Raw genomic sequence first — 16,172 nt, forward strand, 5'->3', positions numbered from 1 at the left:
GGCCTCGATGTAGAAACCGAATCAATAGGACCCCTGAATAATGGCTATCGAGATCAAAGCCCCTACATTCCCGGAATCGGTTGCCGACGGCACCGTTGCCACCTGGCACAAGCAGCCGGGCGACGCGGTCAAGCGTGATGAGCTGATCGTCGACATCGAAACCGACAAGGTAGTGATGGAAGTGCTTGCCGAAGCTGACGGCGTGCTGACCGAGATCGTCAAGAACGAAGGCGATACCGTGCTGAGCGGCGAGCTGCTCGGCAAGCTGGAGGCTGGTGCTACTGCCGCCGCCGCACCTGCGCCGGCTGCTGCCCCGGCTCAAACTGCTGCTCCGGCTGCTGCCGCAACCGCAGGTGAAGAGCCAATCCTGGCTCCTGCTGCGCGCAAGATGGCCGAAGAGAACGGCATCGATCCGAACAGCATCGCCGGTACCGGTAAAGATGGTCGTGTGACCAAGGAAGATGTCGTTGCCGCCGTCGAAGCCAAGAAATCCGCTCCGGCTGCTGCTGCCAAGCCGGCTGCTCCAGCTGCCTCCGCTCCGATCTTCGCCGAAGGCGATCGTGTCGAGAAGCGCGTTCCGATGACCCGCCTGCGTGCGAAGGTCGCCGAGCGTCTGGTCGAAGCGCAATCCTCCATGGCGATGCTGACTACGTTCAACGAAGTCAACATGAAGCCGATCATGGAGCTGCGTTCCAAGTACAAGGACCTGTTCGAGAAGACTCACAACGGCGTGCGCCTGGGCTTCATGTCCTTCTTCGTCAAGGCCGCGGTCGAAGCACTCAAGCGCCAGCCGGGCGTCAACGCTTCCATCGATGGCAATGACATCGTCTACCACGGTTATCAGGATATCGGCGTCGCCGTTTCCAGCGACCGCGGCCTGGTGGTTCCGGTCCTGCGCAACGCCGAGCACATGAGCCTGGCCGAGATCGAAGGCGGCATCAACAACTTCGGCAAGAAGGCCAAGGCCGGCAAGCTGACCATCGAAGAGATGACTGGCGGCACCTTCACCATCTCCAATGGTGGTGTGTTTGGTTCGCTGCTGTCGACGCCGATCGTCAACCCGCCTCAGACCGCCATCCTCGGTATGCACAAGATCCAGGAACGCCCGATGGCCGTTAACGGTCAAGTGGTCATCCTGCCGATGATGTACCTGGCCCTGTCCTATGACCATCGCTTGATCGACGGCAAGGAAGCGGTGACCTTCCTGGTTACCATGAAGGACCTGCTGGAAGACCCGGCCCGTCTGCTGCTGGATATCTGATAGAAACGTCACGGGCTGCAGCTGGCAGGTCAGGTGAAAGCCGGCCGTGCTACCTACAGCCTTTGGCTTTTAGCTGCTTTTGAAGAGGATTCGTAATGAGCCAGAAATTCGACGTCGTCGTCATCGGTGCCGGCCCTGGCGGCTATGTGGCCGCCATTCGTGCAGCCCAGCTGGGTCTGAAGACCGCATGTATCGAAAAATACCAGGGCAAGGATGGTAAGACCGCTCTGGGCGGCACCTGCCTGAACGTAGGTTGCATTCCTTCCAAGGCGCTGCTGGACAGCTCCTACAAGTTTCATGAAGCCCACGAGAGCTTCAAGGTTCATGGCATCAGCACTGGCGAAGTGGCCATGGACGTTCCGACCATGGTCGCGCGCAAGGACCAGATCGTTAAGAACCTTACCGGTGGGGTTTCGGCTCTGCTGAAGGCCAACGGTGTGACCGTATTCGAAGGCCACGGCAAGCTGCTGGCCGGCAAGCAGGTTGAAGTGACCGGCCTGGACGGCAACGTGCAGACGTTGGCTGCCGAGAACGTCATCCTTGCCTCCGGCTCGACTCCGGTAAACATTCCGCCGGCGCCGGTCGATCAGAACGTCATCGTCGACTCCACGGGCGCACTGGACTTTCAGAGCGTTCCGGGCAAGCTCGGCGTCATCGGTGCCGGCGTGATCGGCCTCGAGCTGGGTTCGGTCTGGGCGCGCCTCGGCGCGGAAGTGACCGTTATCGAAGCGATGGAAAAGTTCCTGCCGGCTGCCGATGAGCAGATCTCCAAGGAAGCGTTCAAAGTCCTCTCCAAGCAGGGTCTGAAGATTCTGCTGGGCGCTCGTCTGACCGGTTCGGAAGTGAAGGGCGATCAAGTGACCGTCAACTTCACCAGCGCTGAAGGCGAGCAGCAGATGACCTTCGACAAGTTGATCGTCGCAGTGGGCCGTCGTCCGGTCACCTCCGAGCTGCTGGCGGCTGACGCCGGCGTCGATATGGACGAGCGCGGTTTCATCTTCGTTGACGACTACTGCGCCACCAGCGTTCCCGGCGTCTACGCCATCGGTGACGTAGTTCGCGGCGCCATGCTGGCCCACAAAGCCTCGGAAGAGGGCGTGATGGTTGCCGAGCGTATCGCTGGTCACAAGACCCAGATGAACTATGACCTGGTTCCGTCGGTCATCTACACTCACCCGGAAATCGCATGGGTCGGCAAGTCCGAGCAGGCGCTCAAGGCTGAAGGCGTTGAAGTTAATGTCGGCACCTTCCCGTTCGCGGCCAGCGGACGTGCCATGGCTGCCAACGACACCGCTGGCCTGGTCAAGGTCATCGCCGATGCCAAGACCGACCGCGTGCTGGGCGTTCATGTCATGGGCCCAAGCGCTGCCGAGCTGGTTCAGCAAGGCGCGATCGGCATGGAATTCGGCACCAGTGCCGAAGATCTGGGCATGATGGTGTTCTCGCACCCGACGATGTCCGAAGCGCTGCATGAAGCGGCCTTGGCAGTGAATGGCCACGCCATCCACATCGCCAATCGCAAGAAGCGCTAATCGGTTTCGTGCTGTACCCGGGCCCGACGTATCTGCGGATACGCCGGGCCTTTTGCAAACTGCAGATTCGAAAAGGATTGCAGGTCGCTGAGAGGTATCGTGAATTCGCAGATAGTTTTCAGCGACTTGTGAGGGGGCACGGCGGCTCGTCGTGCCGTAAATGCGCCAATACCAAACCAGACGGTAGAAAGCATGAATCTTCACGAGTACCAAGGTAAACAACTGTTCGCTGAATACGGTCTGCCCGTGTCCAAGGGTTACGCAGTCGATAGCCCGAAGGAAGCAGCGGAAGCCTGCGACAAGATCGGTGGAACGCAATGGGTGGTCAAAGCCCAGGTGCATGCCGGTGGACGTGGCAAGGCAGGTGGCGTAAAGCTGGTTCGCAGCAAGGATGAAGCACGGGCGTTTGCCCAGCAGTGGCTTGACAAGCGTCTGGTGACCTATCAGACCGACGCCAATGGTCAGCCAGTCAGCAAGATCCTTGTCGAGGCTTGTACCGATATCGACAAGGAGCTCTATCTGGGCGCCGTGGTTGATCGCGCCAGTCGCCGGGTCGTGTTCATGGCCTCCACCGAAGGTGGCGTGGATATCGAAAAAGTCGCTCACGACACGCCTGAGAAAATCCTCAAGGCCACCATCGACCCGCTGGTCGGCGCGCAGCCGTTCCAGGCGCGCGAGCTGGCATTCCAGCTGGGCCTGAAGGGCGATCAGGTCAAGCAGTTCGTCCATATCTTCGTCGGCCTTGCCCAGCTGTTCCAGGACTATGACCTGGCCCTGCTCGAAGTGAACCCGCTGGTGATCAAGAAGGACGGCAACCTGCATTGCCTAGACGCCAAGATCAACATCGACAGCAACGCCATCTATCGTCAACCGAAACTGCGCGACATGGCCGATCCGTCTCAGGACGATCCGCGTGAATCCCATGCGGCCAAGTGGGAGCTCAATTACGTAGCGCTCGACGGCAACATTGGCTGCATGGTCAATGGTGCGGGCCTGGCCATGGGCACCATGGATATCGTCAACCTGCATGGCGGTGCGCCGGCGAACTTCCTCGACGTGGGCGGTGGTGCCACCGAGGAACGCGTGACCGAAGCGTTCAAGATCATTCTCTCCGATAGCAATGTCGCGGCCGTTCTGGTGAACATCTTCGGCGGCATCGTGCGATGCGACATGATCGCCGAAGGCATCATCGGTGCCGTTCGCGAAGTGGGCGTCAAGGTGCCCGTGGTGGTTCGCCTGGAAGGCAACAACGCCGACTTGGGGGCCAAGATGCTGAGTGAAAGCGGTCTGAACATCATCGGTGCGAGCAGCCTGACCGATGCGGCCATTCAGGTTGTCAAAGCCGCGGAGGGCAAGTAATGAGCGTATTGATCAACAAGGACACCAAGGTCATTTGCCAGGGCTTCACCGGCTCGCAAGGTACCTTCCACTCCGAGCAGGCCATTGCCTACGGCACGAAGATGGTCGGCGGCGTCACGCCGGGCAAGGGCGGCACCATGCACCTCGGTCTGCCGGTATTCAACACCGTTCGGGAGGCCGTCGAGACCACCGGTGCTGACGCCTCGGTGATCTACGTGCCGGCGCCGTTCTGCAAGGACTCGATCCTCGAAGCGGCTTTCGGTGGGATCAAGCTCATCGTTTGCATCACCGAAGGCATTCCGACACTGGATATGCTCGAGGTTAAGATCAAGTGCGACGAACTGGGTGTGCGCCTGATCGGGCCGAACTGCCCGGGTGTGATCACGCCGGGTGAGTGCAAGATCGGCATTCAGCCTGGGCACATCCATATGCCCGGCAAGGTCGGCATCGTCTCGCGCTCCGGCACGCTGACCTACGAAGCCGTGAAGCAGACCACCGACGCCGGTTTCGGCCAGTCGACCTGTGTTGGCATCGGTGGTGACCCTATTCCGGGCTCGACCTTCATCGATATCCTCAAGCTGTTCCAGGATGATCCGCAGACCGAGGCCATCGTCATGATCGGCGAGATCGGCGGTTCGGCCGAGGAAGAAGCGGCGGCCTTCATCAAGGCCAACGTGACCAAGCCAGTCGTTTCCTACATCGCGGGTGTCACCGCTCCGGCTGGCAAGCGGATGGGGCACGCCGGCGCGATCATTTCTGGTGGCAAGGGAACGGCGGAAGAGAAATTCGCAGCCCTGCAGGACGCCGGTGTGAAGACCGTTCGCTCGCTTGCCGATATCGGCAAGGCGCTGGCGGAAGTGACTGGCTGGGAAATGAAGGCTTGATGTAACGCCCGCCCGGCTGCAGCCGGGCGTTCGAGCTGCTCAGTCTTCGCATGCCCCGAGGCAGACCTGACGGTTCTGCCTCGGGGCTTTCAGCTTTGGGTTTGGTAACGTTGCAGCTTCAATCGCTGCTTGGTCCCGCGCTTCAACCCTGCGGCGCGACGTTTTTTCGCGGCCAATGTTGACGCTCCGGTCAGCATCCATCGCCGCATCGTGGCATCATTGCCGCTCATTCATACGCTTGTTCGGTCCACAAGAGCGACAGCGTGCAACGAAGGATTCGGCCCAACCGGCTGAATGACGTTTCCCCTTATCCCTGAAGGAAACCCGTATCCCATCATTCAGGCCAATATGAACCGCTGACCCGTCGCGCTCGTGGCATGTGCGTCGCGTTCATTTATGCCGTCATCCATTTGGTAGTTTTTTCCGCATGAATCGTTTGAAAGGTTTTGACCTGCTGGCTCTTGGCTTCATGACATTTGCGTTGTTCCTTGGCGCCGGCAACATCATCTTCCCGCCCAGCGCCGGTATGGCGTCGGGCGAGTTTATCTGGCAGGCGGCACTGGGCTTCTTGCTGACAGGTGTCGGGTTGCCGCTGCTGACCGTCGTCGCGCTGGCGCGAGTGGGTGGGGGCATGGACCGTTTGACCGCACCGCTCGGCAAGGTCGCTGGTACGGTGCTGGCGGTGGCCGTCTACCTGGCGATCGGTCCGCTGTTCGCGACTCCGCGCACCGCCGTCGTTTCGTTCGAGATGGGCATTGCGCCATTCAGCGGTAACGCCGGCATGCCGCTATTCATCTACACGCTGGTGTTCTTCGCGGCCATGCTGTTCCTGGTGCTGAACCCCGGTCAGCTGGTCAACCGTATCGGCAAGTTCATTACGCCGGTGCTGCTGGCGGCACTGCTGGTGCTCGGTGGCGCGGCGATTTTCGCCCCGGCGGGAGAGGTCGGTGCGGCGAGTGAGAGTTACCGTGCGTCGCCGCTGATCAAGGGTTTTCTCGAGGGCTATCTGACCATGGATACCCTCGGCGCTTTGGTTTTCGGCATCGTGATCGCCACCGCCATTCGCGACCGCGGTGTCACCGAGCCCGCGCTGGTTACCCGTTACTCGATGATTGCCGGCGTGATTGCTGCGGTCGGGCTGTCGTTGGTCTATCTCGCTCTGTTCTATCTTGGTGCTACCAGCCAGGGCATCGCCGCCGGTGCGGAGAACGGCGTGCAGATTCTGACGACCTACGTGCAACACACGTTCGGCACGCCGGGCAGCCTGCTGCTCGCAGTAGTCATCACGCTGGCCTGCCTGACCACGGCGGTCGGCCTGACCACGGCCTGTGGCGAGTTCTTCAGCGCATTGCTGCCGGTTTCCTATCGCACAGTGGTGGTCGTTTTCGCTCTGTTCAGCCTGCTGGTGGCCAACCAGGGTCTGACGCAGTTGATCAGTGTGTCGGTGCCGGTCTTGGTGGGCCTTTACCCGCTGGCCATCGTCCTGGTTGCTCTGAGCTTGCTGGATCGCTTCTGGGTTTCGCCCTCGCGGGTGTTCGTGCCGGTCATGGCGGTGACGCTGATCTTCGGCGTAGTCGATGGACTTGCCGCCGCGGGCTTCACAGATTGGGTTCCAGTGTTGTTCACGCAGTTGCCATTGGCCGATCAGAGCATGGGCTGGCTGGTTCCGGTTCTGGTGATGCTGGTGTTTGCAGTCGTCACTGATCGCCTGCTCAGTCGCGCCGATCAGGCGCAGCATCACGCCTGACTTGTTCTCGCGCTGCGCCGTGGCTGACGATAGATCGGTCGCGGGGTAGCGCTGACATTAGGCGCAAGCTTCGGCGACGCGGTGCTGGCTATAATCGCGTGATGTCTCCGAGGGCGCGCCATGACGTTATCCGATTCAACCCTGCCGCATCTGATCGCCGTGCTCTGGTTCATCGTCTGTTGGGCTGGATACACCCGCTACGCGAGCTGGCGCGGTCGGGATACGGCTTGTCTGGCGAGTGTGTTGCACCTCTATCGGCAGGACTGGATGCAGCGCCTGCTGTTGCGTGACAACCGTATCGCCGATGCCAACGTGATCGGCAATCTGGAGCGCAACGCATCGTTCTTTGCATCCAGCACGCTGATCATCCTTGCAGGCATCCTGACCGCGTTGGGTGCATCCGATCGAGCGGTTTCGCTATTGGCGGACCTGCCATTTGCGCAACCGGTCAGCCGCGGTCTTTCAGAAGTCAAGCTGCTGTGTCTGGCGGTCGTCTTCGTCTATGCGTTCTTCACCTTCAGCTGGTGCATGCGCCAGTACAACTTCGCCGCGGTACTGGTTGCCTCGGCGCCGATGGTAGGCGAGCGCAACGTCAGTGATCAGGAGCGCAGGGCTTTCGCCGAGCGTGCGGCGCGGGTCCTGTCCATGGCGGCCAACCAGTTCAACTTCGGCTTGCGCGCCTATTACTTCGGCATGGCCACCTTGGCCTGGTTCGTTCACCCCTGGTTCTTCATGTTGGTCACCACAGGCGTGGTGCTGATCCTCTATCGCCGCGAATTCCACTCGGACGTGCTCGGGGTGATGGTATTCACGCCAACTTCCCCGGCCGAAATGCCCAAGGAATAGGGCGCGTGCATGGCAAGGCGGTATCATGCGCGCCTTGAGCATCCCCCGAGAATTCGAATGAGCGATAGCCAGATACTCGAGCGCACCCAGCGCTTCTTGTCCTTTCTGCGACACTGTCAGGTGCTGGGGCTTACAGTCGAGCATGCCGACAGCCGCGGCCTTACCCTGCGCCTTCCATACAGCGAGAAGATCATCGGAAACCCGGAAACCGGTGGAGTCCATGGCGGCGCGATCACCACGCTAATGGACACCACCTGCGGCATTTCAACGGCCTGCGCCCTGCCGGAGCTGGAAGTTTGCCCGACGCTCGATCTGCGAGTCGACTACATGCATCCCGCCGAGGCCGGACACGATATCTTCGGCTTCGCCGAGTGCTACCGCGTCACCCCAACGGTCATCTTTACTCGTGGCGTCGCCTATCAGCGCGACATCAACGAACCGATCGCTCATGTGGTAGGCACCTTCATGCGCATGGGCAAGGCTGCACCGGCAACCATGGGTAAGGAGGGCGGCGCATGAGCGATCTCAACCTCAACGAGCTGGTCCAGCATGCACACGCCAACAACGATTACGACTCGCTGATCAAACTGGTGCCGTACGCCAAGCTGATCGGCATCGAGTGCCTGCGGCTCGGTGACGAAATGGTTTTTCGTCTGCCGCAGAACGAGGACAACATCGGCAATCCGCTACCGGCCATTCACGGCGGGGTCATCGCAGGCTTCATGGAGCACGCGGCGATGCTGCATCTGCTGATGTTCATGGGCGCGCCACATTTGCCCAAAATCATCGACTTCTCGATAGATTATCTACGCGCCGGTCACTATCGTGACACCTTTGCCGCCTGCCAGGTCTGGCGCCAGGGCCGCAGGGTCGCCAATGTCGCGATCACCGCCTGGCAGACCCATCAGGCCGAGCCCATCGCCACCGCCCGCTGCCATTTCAAGATCGACGAGCCCTGACGCATTCGTCAGGGTGGCGTTGCGGTGTGCGGCGTCACCTTGTGCGATTGCGTGAAGGAACTTGAATGGAAGCACTTCTGATCCTCGGCGGCTTGCTGCTGATTCTTGCTGGCGCCGTCTGGCTCATCAGCCTGGCATTCTCGACGAGCTTGCTCTGGGGCCTGGGCAGCCTGCTGCCTCCATTGACGTTGGCGTTCGTATTCAGTCACTGGCGCGTTGCGCGCAAGGCGCTGATCCTGTCCTGCCTGGGTTTCATTCCGCTGATCGTGGGGCTGTCGCTGCTGGCCAGTCGCGATGCCGAGCGGCTGGAGGCGATTTTCAGTCTGCGTTGGCTGCCAACCCAGGGCGAGCCGGATCTTGCCATGGGGGTGCGCGGGGAATTGAACGGACGTCGATTCGCACCGCAACAGGGTGAGCTCATAAATGGCGTATTGAATCTGCGTGAGGGGAAGGGCTTCTTCGCTCGCCAGGAGGTGACGATTCGCTTGCGCGAACCGATCGAGGGCGCGTTGTGCATCGACGTTCTGCCCGACGACATCGGCGCATTGCCTGAGGTCGAAATCGCCTGGCTGAACCCCGATCAGGAGCTGCCGGAGACGCGACGCCTCGATCGCGGTTACACGTTGCATCTTGATCTGCAACCGGTGGCGCCGAACAAGCTGCGTGGCGATTTCCATCTCGTGCTGCCGCCACAGTTCGACACCAGCATCACTGGTGTCATCGAGCTGTACACCGATCGCCTGCGCTACCTGAACGGTCAGGTCGACCGCCGCCATGATTCGCGGGACACCCTGGCCTTCGTGATCGAGGACTACCTGCAGCGTCGTCACGCGAGCCGGGACGTCGCTTTGCAATCGACGCCCGTCGTCACGTTGCCGGCCGAAGAGTTGGAGGTTGAGGTCCAGGCTCAGGTGAATGGCGAGATGCAGGCGTTCACGCTGCCCCTGGCAAAGAACGAGCAGGGCTGGCACGTCAGGGGCGATGACTATCCGCCCCTGACCGAACCTGCGGTGGAGACACCTGTAACGACGACCAAGGCGGCCGAGCCCGTTGCTGCGACGGTGCCGCAGAGCAGTCTGGATCGGCGACTGCGCTTCTCGATGGAGCAGGTCCTGCGCACGCCTGACCGCTATCAGCACCTGTTGATGCGTGCGCACACCGAGCGCGGCGGTGTTGCAGAAGGGCGATTCGCTGGTCTGGATAGCGAGGGCAATCTGATCATCAGGCGGGTCATCAGCGGCCCAGGCGAAGCGACCTATAACCTGGCTCCCGGGGAGATCGTGCTGCTCGAACTCGTTGACCCTTAACTGGACTGGCCGGCGTTGCGACGCGTCGGCTGCCCTTGAAAATCATCGCCACGCCCCCATCTGCCAGACATCGCCGCAACCGCGGTCCGTGCCATTACGCTGATGTGGAGTTTGTAGACGATGAGTGTGGAGACTCAAAAAGAAACCCTGGGCTTCCAGACCGAAGTGAAGCAGCTGCTTCATCTGATGATCCATTCGCTGTATTCCAACAAGGAAATCTTCCTTCGCGAGCTGATTTCCAACGCCTCCGATGCCGCCGACAAGCTGCGCTTCGAAGCGCTGGCCAAGCCGGAGCTGCTTGAGGGTGGCGCTGATCTGAAGATTCGCCTCAGCTTTGACAAGGATGCCAATACCGTCACCCTGGAAGACAACGGCATCGGCATGAACCGCGATGACGTGATCGCGCATCTGGGTACCATCGCCAAGTCCGGTACTGCCGACTTCCTGAAAAATCTCTCTGGCGACCAGAAGAAGGATTCGCACCTGATCGGTCAGTTCGGTGTGGGCTTCTATTCGGCGTTCATCGTCGCCGACAAGGTCGACGTCTACAGCCGCCGCGCCGGTACCCCGACCAGCGAAGGGGTGCATTGGTCGTCGAAGGGCGAGGGCGAATTCGAAGTCGCCACCATCGACAAGGCCGAACGCGGCACCCGCATCGTCCTGCACCTGAAGAAGGGCGAAGAAGAGTTTGCCGATGGCTGGCGCCTGCGCAACATCGTCAAGAAGTACTCCGATCACATCGCGCTGCCGATCGAGTTGCCTAAAGAGTTCCACGGCGAGGAGAAGGACAAGCCGGCCGAGCAGGAGTGGGAGACGGTTAACCGCGCCAGCGCCCTCTGGACCCGTCCGCGCACCGAGGTGAAGGACGAGGAGTATCAGGAGTTCTACAAGCACGTCGCTCACGACTTCGACAACCCTCTGTCCTGGAGCCACAACAAGGTCGAGGGCAAGCTCGAGTACACCTCGCTGCTCTATGTGCCCGGCCGTGCGCCATTCGATTTGTATCACCGCGAGGCGCCGAAGGGCCTGAAGCTTTACGTCCAGCGCGTCTTCATCATGGATCAGGCGGACGAGTTCCTGCCGCTGTACCTGCGCTTCGTCAAGGGCGTGGTCGATTCCAATGACCTGTCGCTCAATGTGTCCCGCGAAATCCTGCAGAAGGATCCGGTCATCGATTCGATGAAGTCGGCGCTGACCAAGCGCGTGCTGGACATGTTGGAGAAGCTGGCCAAGGACAAACCCGAGGACTACAAGAAGTTCTGGTCGCAGTTCGGCCAGGTACTCAAGGAAGGTCCGGCGGAAGATTTTGCCAACAAGGAGAAGATTGCCAGCCTGCTGCGATTTGCCTCCACCAGCGACGCGTCGGGCGAGCAGTCGGTTTCGCTGACCGATTACCTGTCGCGCATGAAGGAAGGTCAGGACAAGGTTTACTACCTGACTGGCGAAAGCTACGCGCAGGTCAAGAACAGCCCGCACCTGGAAGTCTTCCGCAAGAAAGGCGTCGAGGTACTGCTGCTCACTGATCGTATCGACGAATGGCTGATGAGCTACCTGACCGAGTTCGACGGCAAGCAGTTCGCCGATGTTGTGCGCGGCGACCTGGATCTGGGCAAGCTGGATTCCGAAGAGGACAAGAAGGCTCAGGAAGAAATCGCCAAGACCAAGGAAGGGCTGATCGAGCGCCTGAAGGGCGCGCTGGGTGATGAAGTCGCCGAGGTGCGCGTCTCCCATCGTCTGACCGACTCGCCGGCGATTCTCGCCATTGGCGAGCAGGACCTGGGCCTGCAGATGCGGCAGATTCTCGAGGCAAGCGGGCAGAAGGTGCCAGAGTCCAAGCCGATCTTCGAGATCAACCCGCAGCATCCGCTGATCGAAAAGCTCGATGCCGAGCCGGACGAGGGTCGCTTCGCGGATCTGTCGCACATCCTGTTCGACCAGGCTGCGCTGGCGGCGGGGGATAGCCTGAAGGATCCCGCTGCTTACGTGCAGCGTCTGAACAAATTGCTGGTCGAACTATCGGCCTGATCCCTGGCAGCGATGTACGAACGGCCCGTCAAGTGACGGGCCGTTTTCGTTTCGGGTTGCTTCAGAGCAGGACGCTGACCAGGCGAGTGCCGTGGGTGAGATTGTCGGCTACCGGGCAACGCTGCTCGATCTGCTCCAGCAATGCCTGCTTGCCGGCCCGATCCAGATCGGCGTCGATGTCCACCTTGATGCGCAATTCCTGAAAGCCCGGCCGTACAGCAGGATCGCGTCCGAGCAGTCCGGCGGGATCGTAATCGGCTTCGATCTCGAAGCGCATGCCGCGCAGTTCGATCTTCTGCTGGTGAGCGATGAAGCGGCCGATGGTGCCGAAACATCCGGCCACTGCCGCCAGAATGGCTTCCAGCGGCGTCGGGCCGAGGTCTTGGCCCGCCGCGCTCTTTGGCTGGTCCATGATCAGGCGGTGGTTGCCGCATTGCACCTCGATTGCCATTCCGGCATTCAATGTTCCGTGCGCGCTGATGGTTTTCATTGCCATGCGATGGGTCCTTTTGTGAAGCGGAAGAAAAGCAGCGCGCAGTGAGGTAGCGGCCGCGCGGTTGTGGTGGCCATGAGACTAGTGTGATGGCGATGGATGGTCGTTGATTTCAGTCAAATACCGTGGGGGGTATGCCTCGGCTGAGCCCCTGGTCGTGTTCCGCAGCATGGAGATGCTGAACGGGTGGCCCTCATGACGGTCTACTCGCTGGCTGTCAGGAGGACCGAGCTTTGTACATTTTCAGAATATTTTCCGTTGTAGCCCTCGTTACGTTGTCGTCCGTCGCGGTAGGGGAAGGGCGTGACTATCGTTACAGCGATGCGCATCTGCACTATGTGGATTTTTTCCAGGAAACCGATGGCATGCAAAAGCTGCTGGCAGCGATGGACGCGGGCAGCATCGATCACGTGATGATCAGCGGCATTCCGGTGGCGAAGAAATGGCACGAGAACGAGCCCAAGCGGCCTCGCTACTACGCCGGCGACGATGCGCCGGTGTACTGGTACAGCGCGACCGACGTGCTGGTCGCCGCAGCGCTGGAAGATCTGGATGAGGAGCAGCGCAAGCGCTTCCATCCGTTTCTTTCCGGCTTCAACCCTAACGACAAGAACGCCGACGCGCATATCCGCCGCATGCTGGAGCTGAACCCGGGCCTCTGGCAGGGTCTGGGGGAGGTATTCACCCGACACGATGACGTGACCGCGTTGACCGAGGGCGACACCCCGCGGGCCAACAACGAGGCGCTGGCCAGGGTCTATCACCTGGCGGCGGAGTTCGATCTGCCGGTGATGCTGCATTCCAACATCACCTCCAAGCGAGAGCGCAATCCGCTCTACCTGGTCGAGCTGGAGGAGCCGCTGCGCAATCATCCGCATACGCGCTTTATCTGGGCTCATGCCGGAACCAGCATGGAGCTGCACCGACACCAGGAGAAGCTTGAATTCCTGCACGATACGGTCAGCCGCCTGCTCGATGACTATCCGAATCTGTACATCGACCTTTCCTGGACCATGTTGCAACCTTATCTGCTGGACGAAGATAAGCGTCCCGACCCGAAGTGGGTCGCGCTGGTGAAGCGGCATCCCAAGCGCTTCGTAATCGGCTCGGACGTGGTCGGCCATTTCGATAACCTGGCGACCGGCATGCACGCCTTCGCTCCCTTCCTCGATGCACTTCCAGCCTCCGTAGCGCAAGGCGTGGCGCGAGATAACTTTCTCGCGCTGCTCCCCCGCAAGCGTCAGGCTGAGCTACGTTGAGCGTCATGAGACTGTAATCGGTGCGTCATAACCTGCCTGCTTCGCAAACAGGAAGGAGCAGGTTCCATGTCGTTCACTCGTTGGGCGCTCGTCGCCATGGTACTGGGTGTGAGTTCGCCCGCAGCGCTGGCGCAGGTCGAGGTCGTGGGTGCCGTGGAGTATGGCGTGTTCGAAACCGTCAAAGAGGATTTCGAGCCAGGCGAGCGCGTGCTGACTCGTCGTGACCAGCCCATTCGCCAGACGAATGAGGTGCCGGCGCGGCTTGGAAGCAAGTTCGGCCTGCGCTATCGCCTCGCTGGTAAGCGCGAAGCCGATACGCCGCTGACCTTGCTATACCTGACGCCAGGTGTGGTGACACCCGATGGCAAGCGCCATGACAAGTTCGAGGTCGTGCAATCGCTGGTATCGGGCGCCGAAACGGACGTGATGGCATTCGAATTCACCGAGCCCCATGAGATTGTGGTCGGCCGATGGCATCTAATGGTGTTCCAAGGGGACCGCAAGTTGGCCGAGCAGATGTTCGACGTCCGGTGATGGCCATCTTGTTAGGTCGAGATGGCCATTCGAACCGTTAGTCGGGGAGGGAGTCGAGCGGCGCAAAAAATTGGCGTCAAAGTTCAAGTGAAAGGCCAGGCCTTCCGATAACGGAGCAAGTCACGGTTTGTGGCGTTGTTCCGTTTTTCATGGAGAAGGTAGTCCCATGTCCATTCGCTCGCTCACTATTGGTAAACGCTCAACACTGGGTTTCGGCCTGATTGGCCTGCTCGTACTCTTCCTCGGCCTGTTCGCACTGAACCAGATGGCCAACATGCGCAACGAGAGCAAGGAGGTCGATGAGAACTGGCTACCCAGCATCATGGCGCTCAGTGAACTTAACGTCACGGTCATGCGCATTCGAGCCAATACCCTGCGCCTGGCTCTGGCTGAAGAGTCGCAGATGGTGCAGGACACCGCCCAGCGCTTGACCCAGATGCGCAGCGAAGTGGCTCAACGTGATGCCGATTACGCCAAGCGAGTAACTACGGCCGAAGAACGTGCTGCGTATGAACGCTTCAAGCAGAGCTTCGAACAGTACTTGCTGCTTCAGCAACGTGTCGTCGAGCATGTGGTCCGCGGTGAGCGCGCCCAGGCCGTGACGATAATCAACGTCGAAATCAACGGGCACGCGGATAACGTGACTGCGTCACTGAACCAGCTCCTGACCATCAACAGCGAGGAAGCCGGCGGGGCGGCGGACCGCGCGTCCGCACAATACGACACGGCGTTCAGCTGGGTGGTAGCGACGCTGGTGTTCGCTGCCGCTATCACCGTTACGCTGGCCTGGGTGTTCACCCGCAGCGTCGTGGGCCCGCTGGGAACTGCTGTTTCGGTAGCCGAGCGTATCGCTGGTGGTGATCTGACCGGCGATTTTGTGGTCGAGGGCAAGGACGAGCCGGCCCGCCTGCTGACATCACTGAAAGCCATGCAGGCCAATCTGCGCTCGACCATTCAGGGCATCGCCGACTCGTCCAATCAGCTTGCCTCGGCAGCCGAGGAGCTCAACGCGGTCACCGAAGACTCGACCCGCGGCCTGCACCAGCAGAACCACGAGATCGAACAAGCGGCTGCCGCCGTGAATGAGATGACCGCAGCCGTAGACGAAGTGGCGCGCAACGCGGTGGCTACCTCCGAGGCCTCCCAGGACTCCAACGACACCGCACAGCGCGGGCGCAAGCAGGTGCTGCAGACAGTCGAGTCGATCAATCTGCTGGCGAGCGACGTGACCAACACCGCCGGAGAAGTGGAGCATCTGGCTGGTCAGGTGCGGGACATCAGCAAGGTGCTGGAAGTGATCCGCTCGATTGCCGAACAGACCAATCTGCTCGCGCTGAACGCCGCGATCGAGGCGGCTCGGGCTGGCGACGCCGGCCGCGGCTTTGCGGTGGTGGCCGACGAGGTACGTGCCTTGGCGCATCGTACCCAGCAGTCCACCGGTGAGATCGAGCAGATGATTGGCAGCGTGCATCAGGGCACGGACAAGGCCGTGCACGCGATGCAATCGAGCAACGAGCGTGCCCGTACCACGTTGGAAATGGCTCGGGCGGCCGGCGAAGCTCTTGATGGCATCACCTCGGCGATCAGCCAGATCAGCGAGCGCAACCTGGTGATTGCCAGCGCCTCAGAAGAACAGGCTCAGGTCGCGCGGGAAGTGGATCGGAATCTGGTTAATATCCGTGACTTGTCGCTGCAGTCCTCGGCAGGTGCCAATCAGACGAGCGCGGCCAGTCAGGAACTGGCGCGCCTGGCCATCGACCTGAACGGTCTGGTAGCGCGCTTTCAGGTGTGACATGCGCTAGCCGCAATAGCGCCTTCCCGCCGTCTGTAGGCGCTTCAGCAGCCTCCTGTGCCCCCGTGACAGCACAACGCTGGGCATGGGCGGGAGAGCGGCGTACCATCCGGCGTTTTTCCATGGCAGGCACGGGCTGTTTCGGGCCGTACCTGCCGAGCTGCGAGATGCGCC

14 protein-coding genes are annotated in these 16,172 nt (G+C 60.8%); 13 read left to right on the top strand and 1 reads right to left on the bottom strand.

Annotated elements, in window-relative coordinates; all coding sequences use genetic code 11:
- Positions 1 to 40 precede the first annotated feature (40 nt).
- The 10 genes from odhB (at position 41) to htpG (ending at position 11,920) form a co-directional block, all read left to right on the top strand.
- Entirely contained in the window at positions 41 to 1,261 is a 1,221-nt protein-coding gene (gene odhB / locus RT582_RS06645) for a 2-oxoglutarate dehydrogenase complex dihydrolipoyllysine-residue succinyltransferase (RefSeq protein WP_023447232.1), read from the top strand.
- Positions 1,262 to 1,356: 95 nt separating this feature from the next.
- On the top strand, positions 1,357 to 2,793 hold the full coding sequence (lpdA, locus tag RT582_RS06650; RefSeq protein WP_041014095.1) for a dihydrolipoyl dehydrogenase: 1,437 nt from the start codon (positions 1,357 to 1,359) through the stop codon (positions 2,791 to 2,793).
- A 192-nt stretch (positions 2,794 to 2,985) separates the two neighbouring features.
- On the top strand, positions 2,986 to 4,152 hold the full coding sequence (gene sucC, locus RT582_RS06655; RefSeq protein ID WP_045666739.1) for an ADP-forming succinate--CoA ligase subunit beta: 1,167 nt from the start codon (positions 2,986 to 2,988) through the stop codon (positions 4,150 to 4,152).
- Positions 4,152 to 5,036 carry a succinate--CoA ligase subunit alpha gene (gene sucD, locus RT582_RS06660; protein WP_014820473.1) on the top strand — a complete coding sequence of 295 codons (885 nt, stop codon included), beginning with the start codon at positions 4,152 to 4,154 and terminating at the stop codon, positions 5,034 to 5,036. Before sucC ends, sucD begins: the two co-directional genes overlap by 1 nt.
- A 427-nt stretch (positions 5,037 to 5,463) precedes the next feature.
- Positions 5,464 to 6,783, top strand: coding sequence for a branched-chain amino acid transport system II carrier protein (gene brnQ, locus RT582_RS06665; RefSeq protein WP_045666738.1), 1,320 nt, complete (start codon positions 5,464 to 5,466; stop codon positions 6,781 to 6,783).
- 120 nt (positions 6,784 to 6,903) lie between these two features.
- On the top strand, positions 6,904 to 7,629 hold the full coding sequence (locus RT582_RS06670) for a DUF599 domain-containing protein (RefSeq protein ID WP_014820471.1): 726 nt from the start codon (positions 6,904 to 6,906) through the stop codon (positions 7,627 to 7,629).
- A gap of 57 nt (positions 7,630 to 7,686) precedes the next feature.
- On the top strand, positions 7,687 to 8,148 hold the full coding sequence (locus RT582_RS06675) for a PaaI family thioesterase (protein WP_313476980.1): 462 nt from the start codon (positions 7,687 to 7,689) through the stop codon (positions 8,146 to 8,148).
- Complete coding sequence (locus RT582_RS06680) at positions 8,145 to 8,588, top strand: PaaI family thioesterase (RefSeq protein ID WP_014820469.1); 444 nt, start codon at positions 8,145 to 8,147, stop codon at positions 8,586 to 8,588. The genes RT582_RS06675 and RT582_RS06680 overlap by 4 nt, the downstream gene beginning before the upstream one ends.
- A 65-nt stretch (positions 8,589 to 8,653) precedes the next feature.
- On the top strand, positions 8,654 to 9,895 hold the full coding sequence (locus tag RT582_RS06685) for an MFS transporter (RefSeq protein WP_313476981.1): 1,242 nt from the start codon (positions 8,654 to 8,656) through the stop codon (positions 9,893 to 9,895).
- A 120-nt stretch (positions 9,896 to 10,015) separates the two neighbouring features.
- The gene (gene htpG, locus RT582_RS06690) at positions 10,016 to 11,920 is read left to right on the top strand and encodes a molecular chaperone HtpG (RefSeq protein ID WP_313476982.1); all 1,905 of its coding nucleotides are present in this window, start codon (positions 10,016 to 10,018) and stop codon (positions 11,918 to 11,920) included.
- A 61-nt stretch (positions 11,921 to 11,981) separates the two neighbouring features.
- Here htpG and RT582_RS06695 read toward each other — a convergent pair whose 3' ends face one another.
- Positions 11,982 to 12,416 carry an OsmC family protein gene (locus RT582_RS06695; protein WP_014820466.1) on the bottom strand — a complete coding sequence of 145 codons (435 nt, stop codon included), beginning with the start codon at positions 12,414 to 12,416 and terminating at the stop codon, positions 11,982 to 11,984.
- Between the two features lie 230 nt (positions 12,417 to 12,646).
- On the opposite strand from RT582_RS06695, the gene RT582_RS06700 reads away from it, so the two are divergent.
- The 3 genes from RT582_RS06700 (at position 12,647) to RT582_RS06710 (ending at position 15,998) form a co-directional block, all read left to right on the top strand.
- Entirely contained in the window at positions 12,647 to 13,672 is a 1,026-nt protein-coding gene (locus tag RT582_RS06700; protein ID WP_101275609.1) for an amidohydrolase family protein, read from the top strand.
- Positions 13,673 to 13,738: 66 nt separating this feature from the next.
- Complete coding sequence (locus RT582_RS06705; protein WP_014820464.1) at positions 13,739 to 14,206, top strand: DUF3859 domain-containing protein; 468 nt, start codon at positions 13,739 to 13,741, stop codon at positions 14,204 to 14,206.
- Between the two features lie 166 nt (positions 14,207 to 14,372).
- Positions 14,373 to 15,998: a methyl-accepting chemotaxis protein gene (locus tag RT582_RS06710; protein ID WP_313476983.1), complete on the top strand. Its 1,626-nt coding sequence runs from the start codon at positions 14,373 to 14,375 to the stop codon at positions 15,996 to 15,998.
- The last annotated feature ends 174 nt before the right edge of the window (positions 15,999 to 16,172 follow it).

Origin of the sequence: Stutzerimonas kunmingensis, from assembly GCF_032106285.1 — a bacterium.
GTDB classification, from domain to species: domain Bacteria; phylum Pseudomonadota; class Gammaproteobacteria; order Pseudomonadales; family Pseudomonadaceae; genus Stutzerimonas; species Stutzerimonas kunmingensis_B.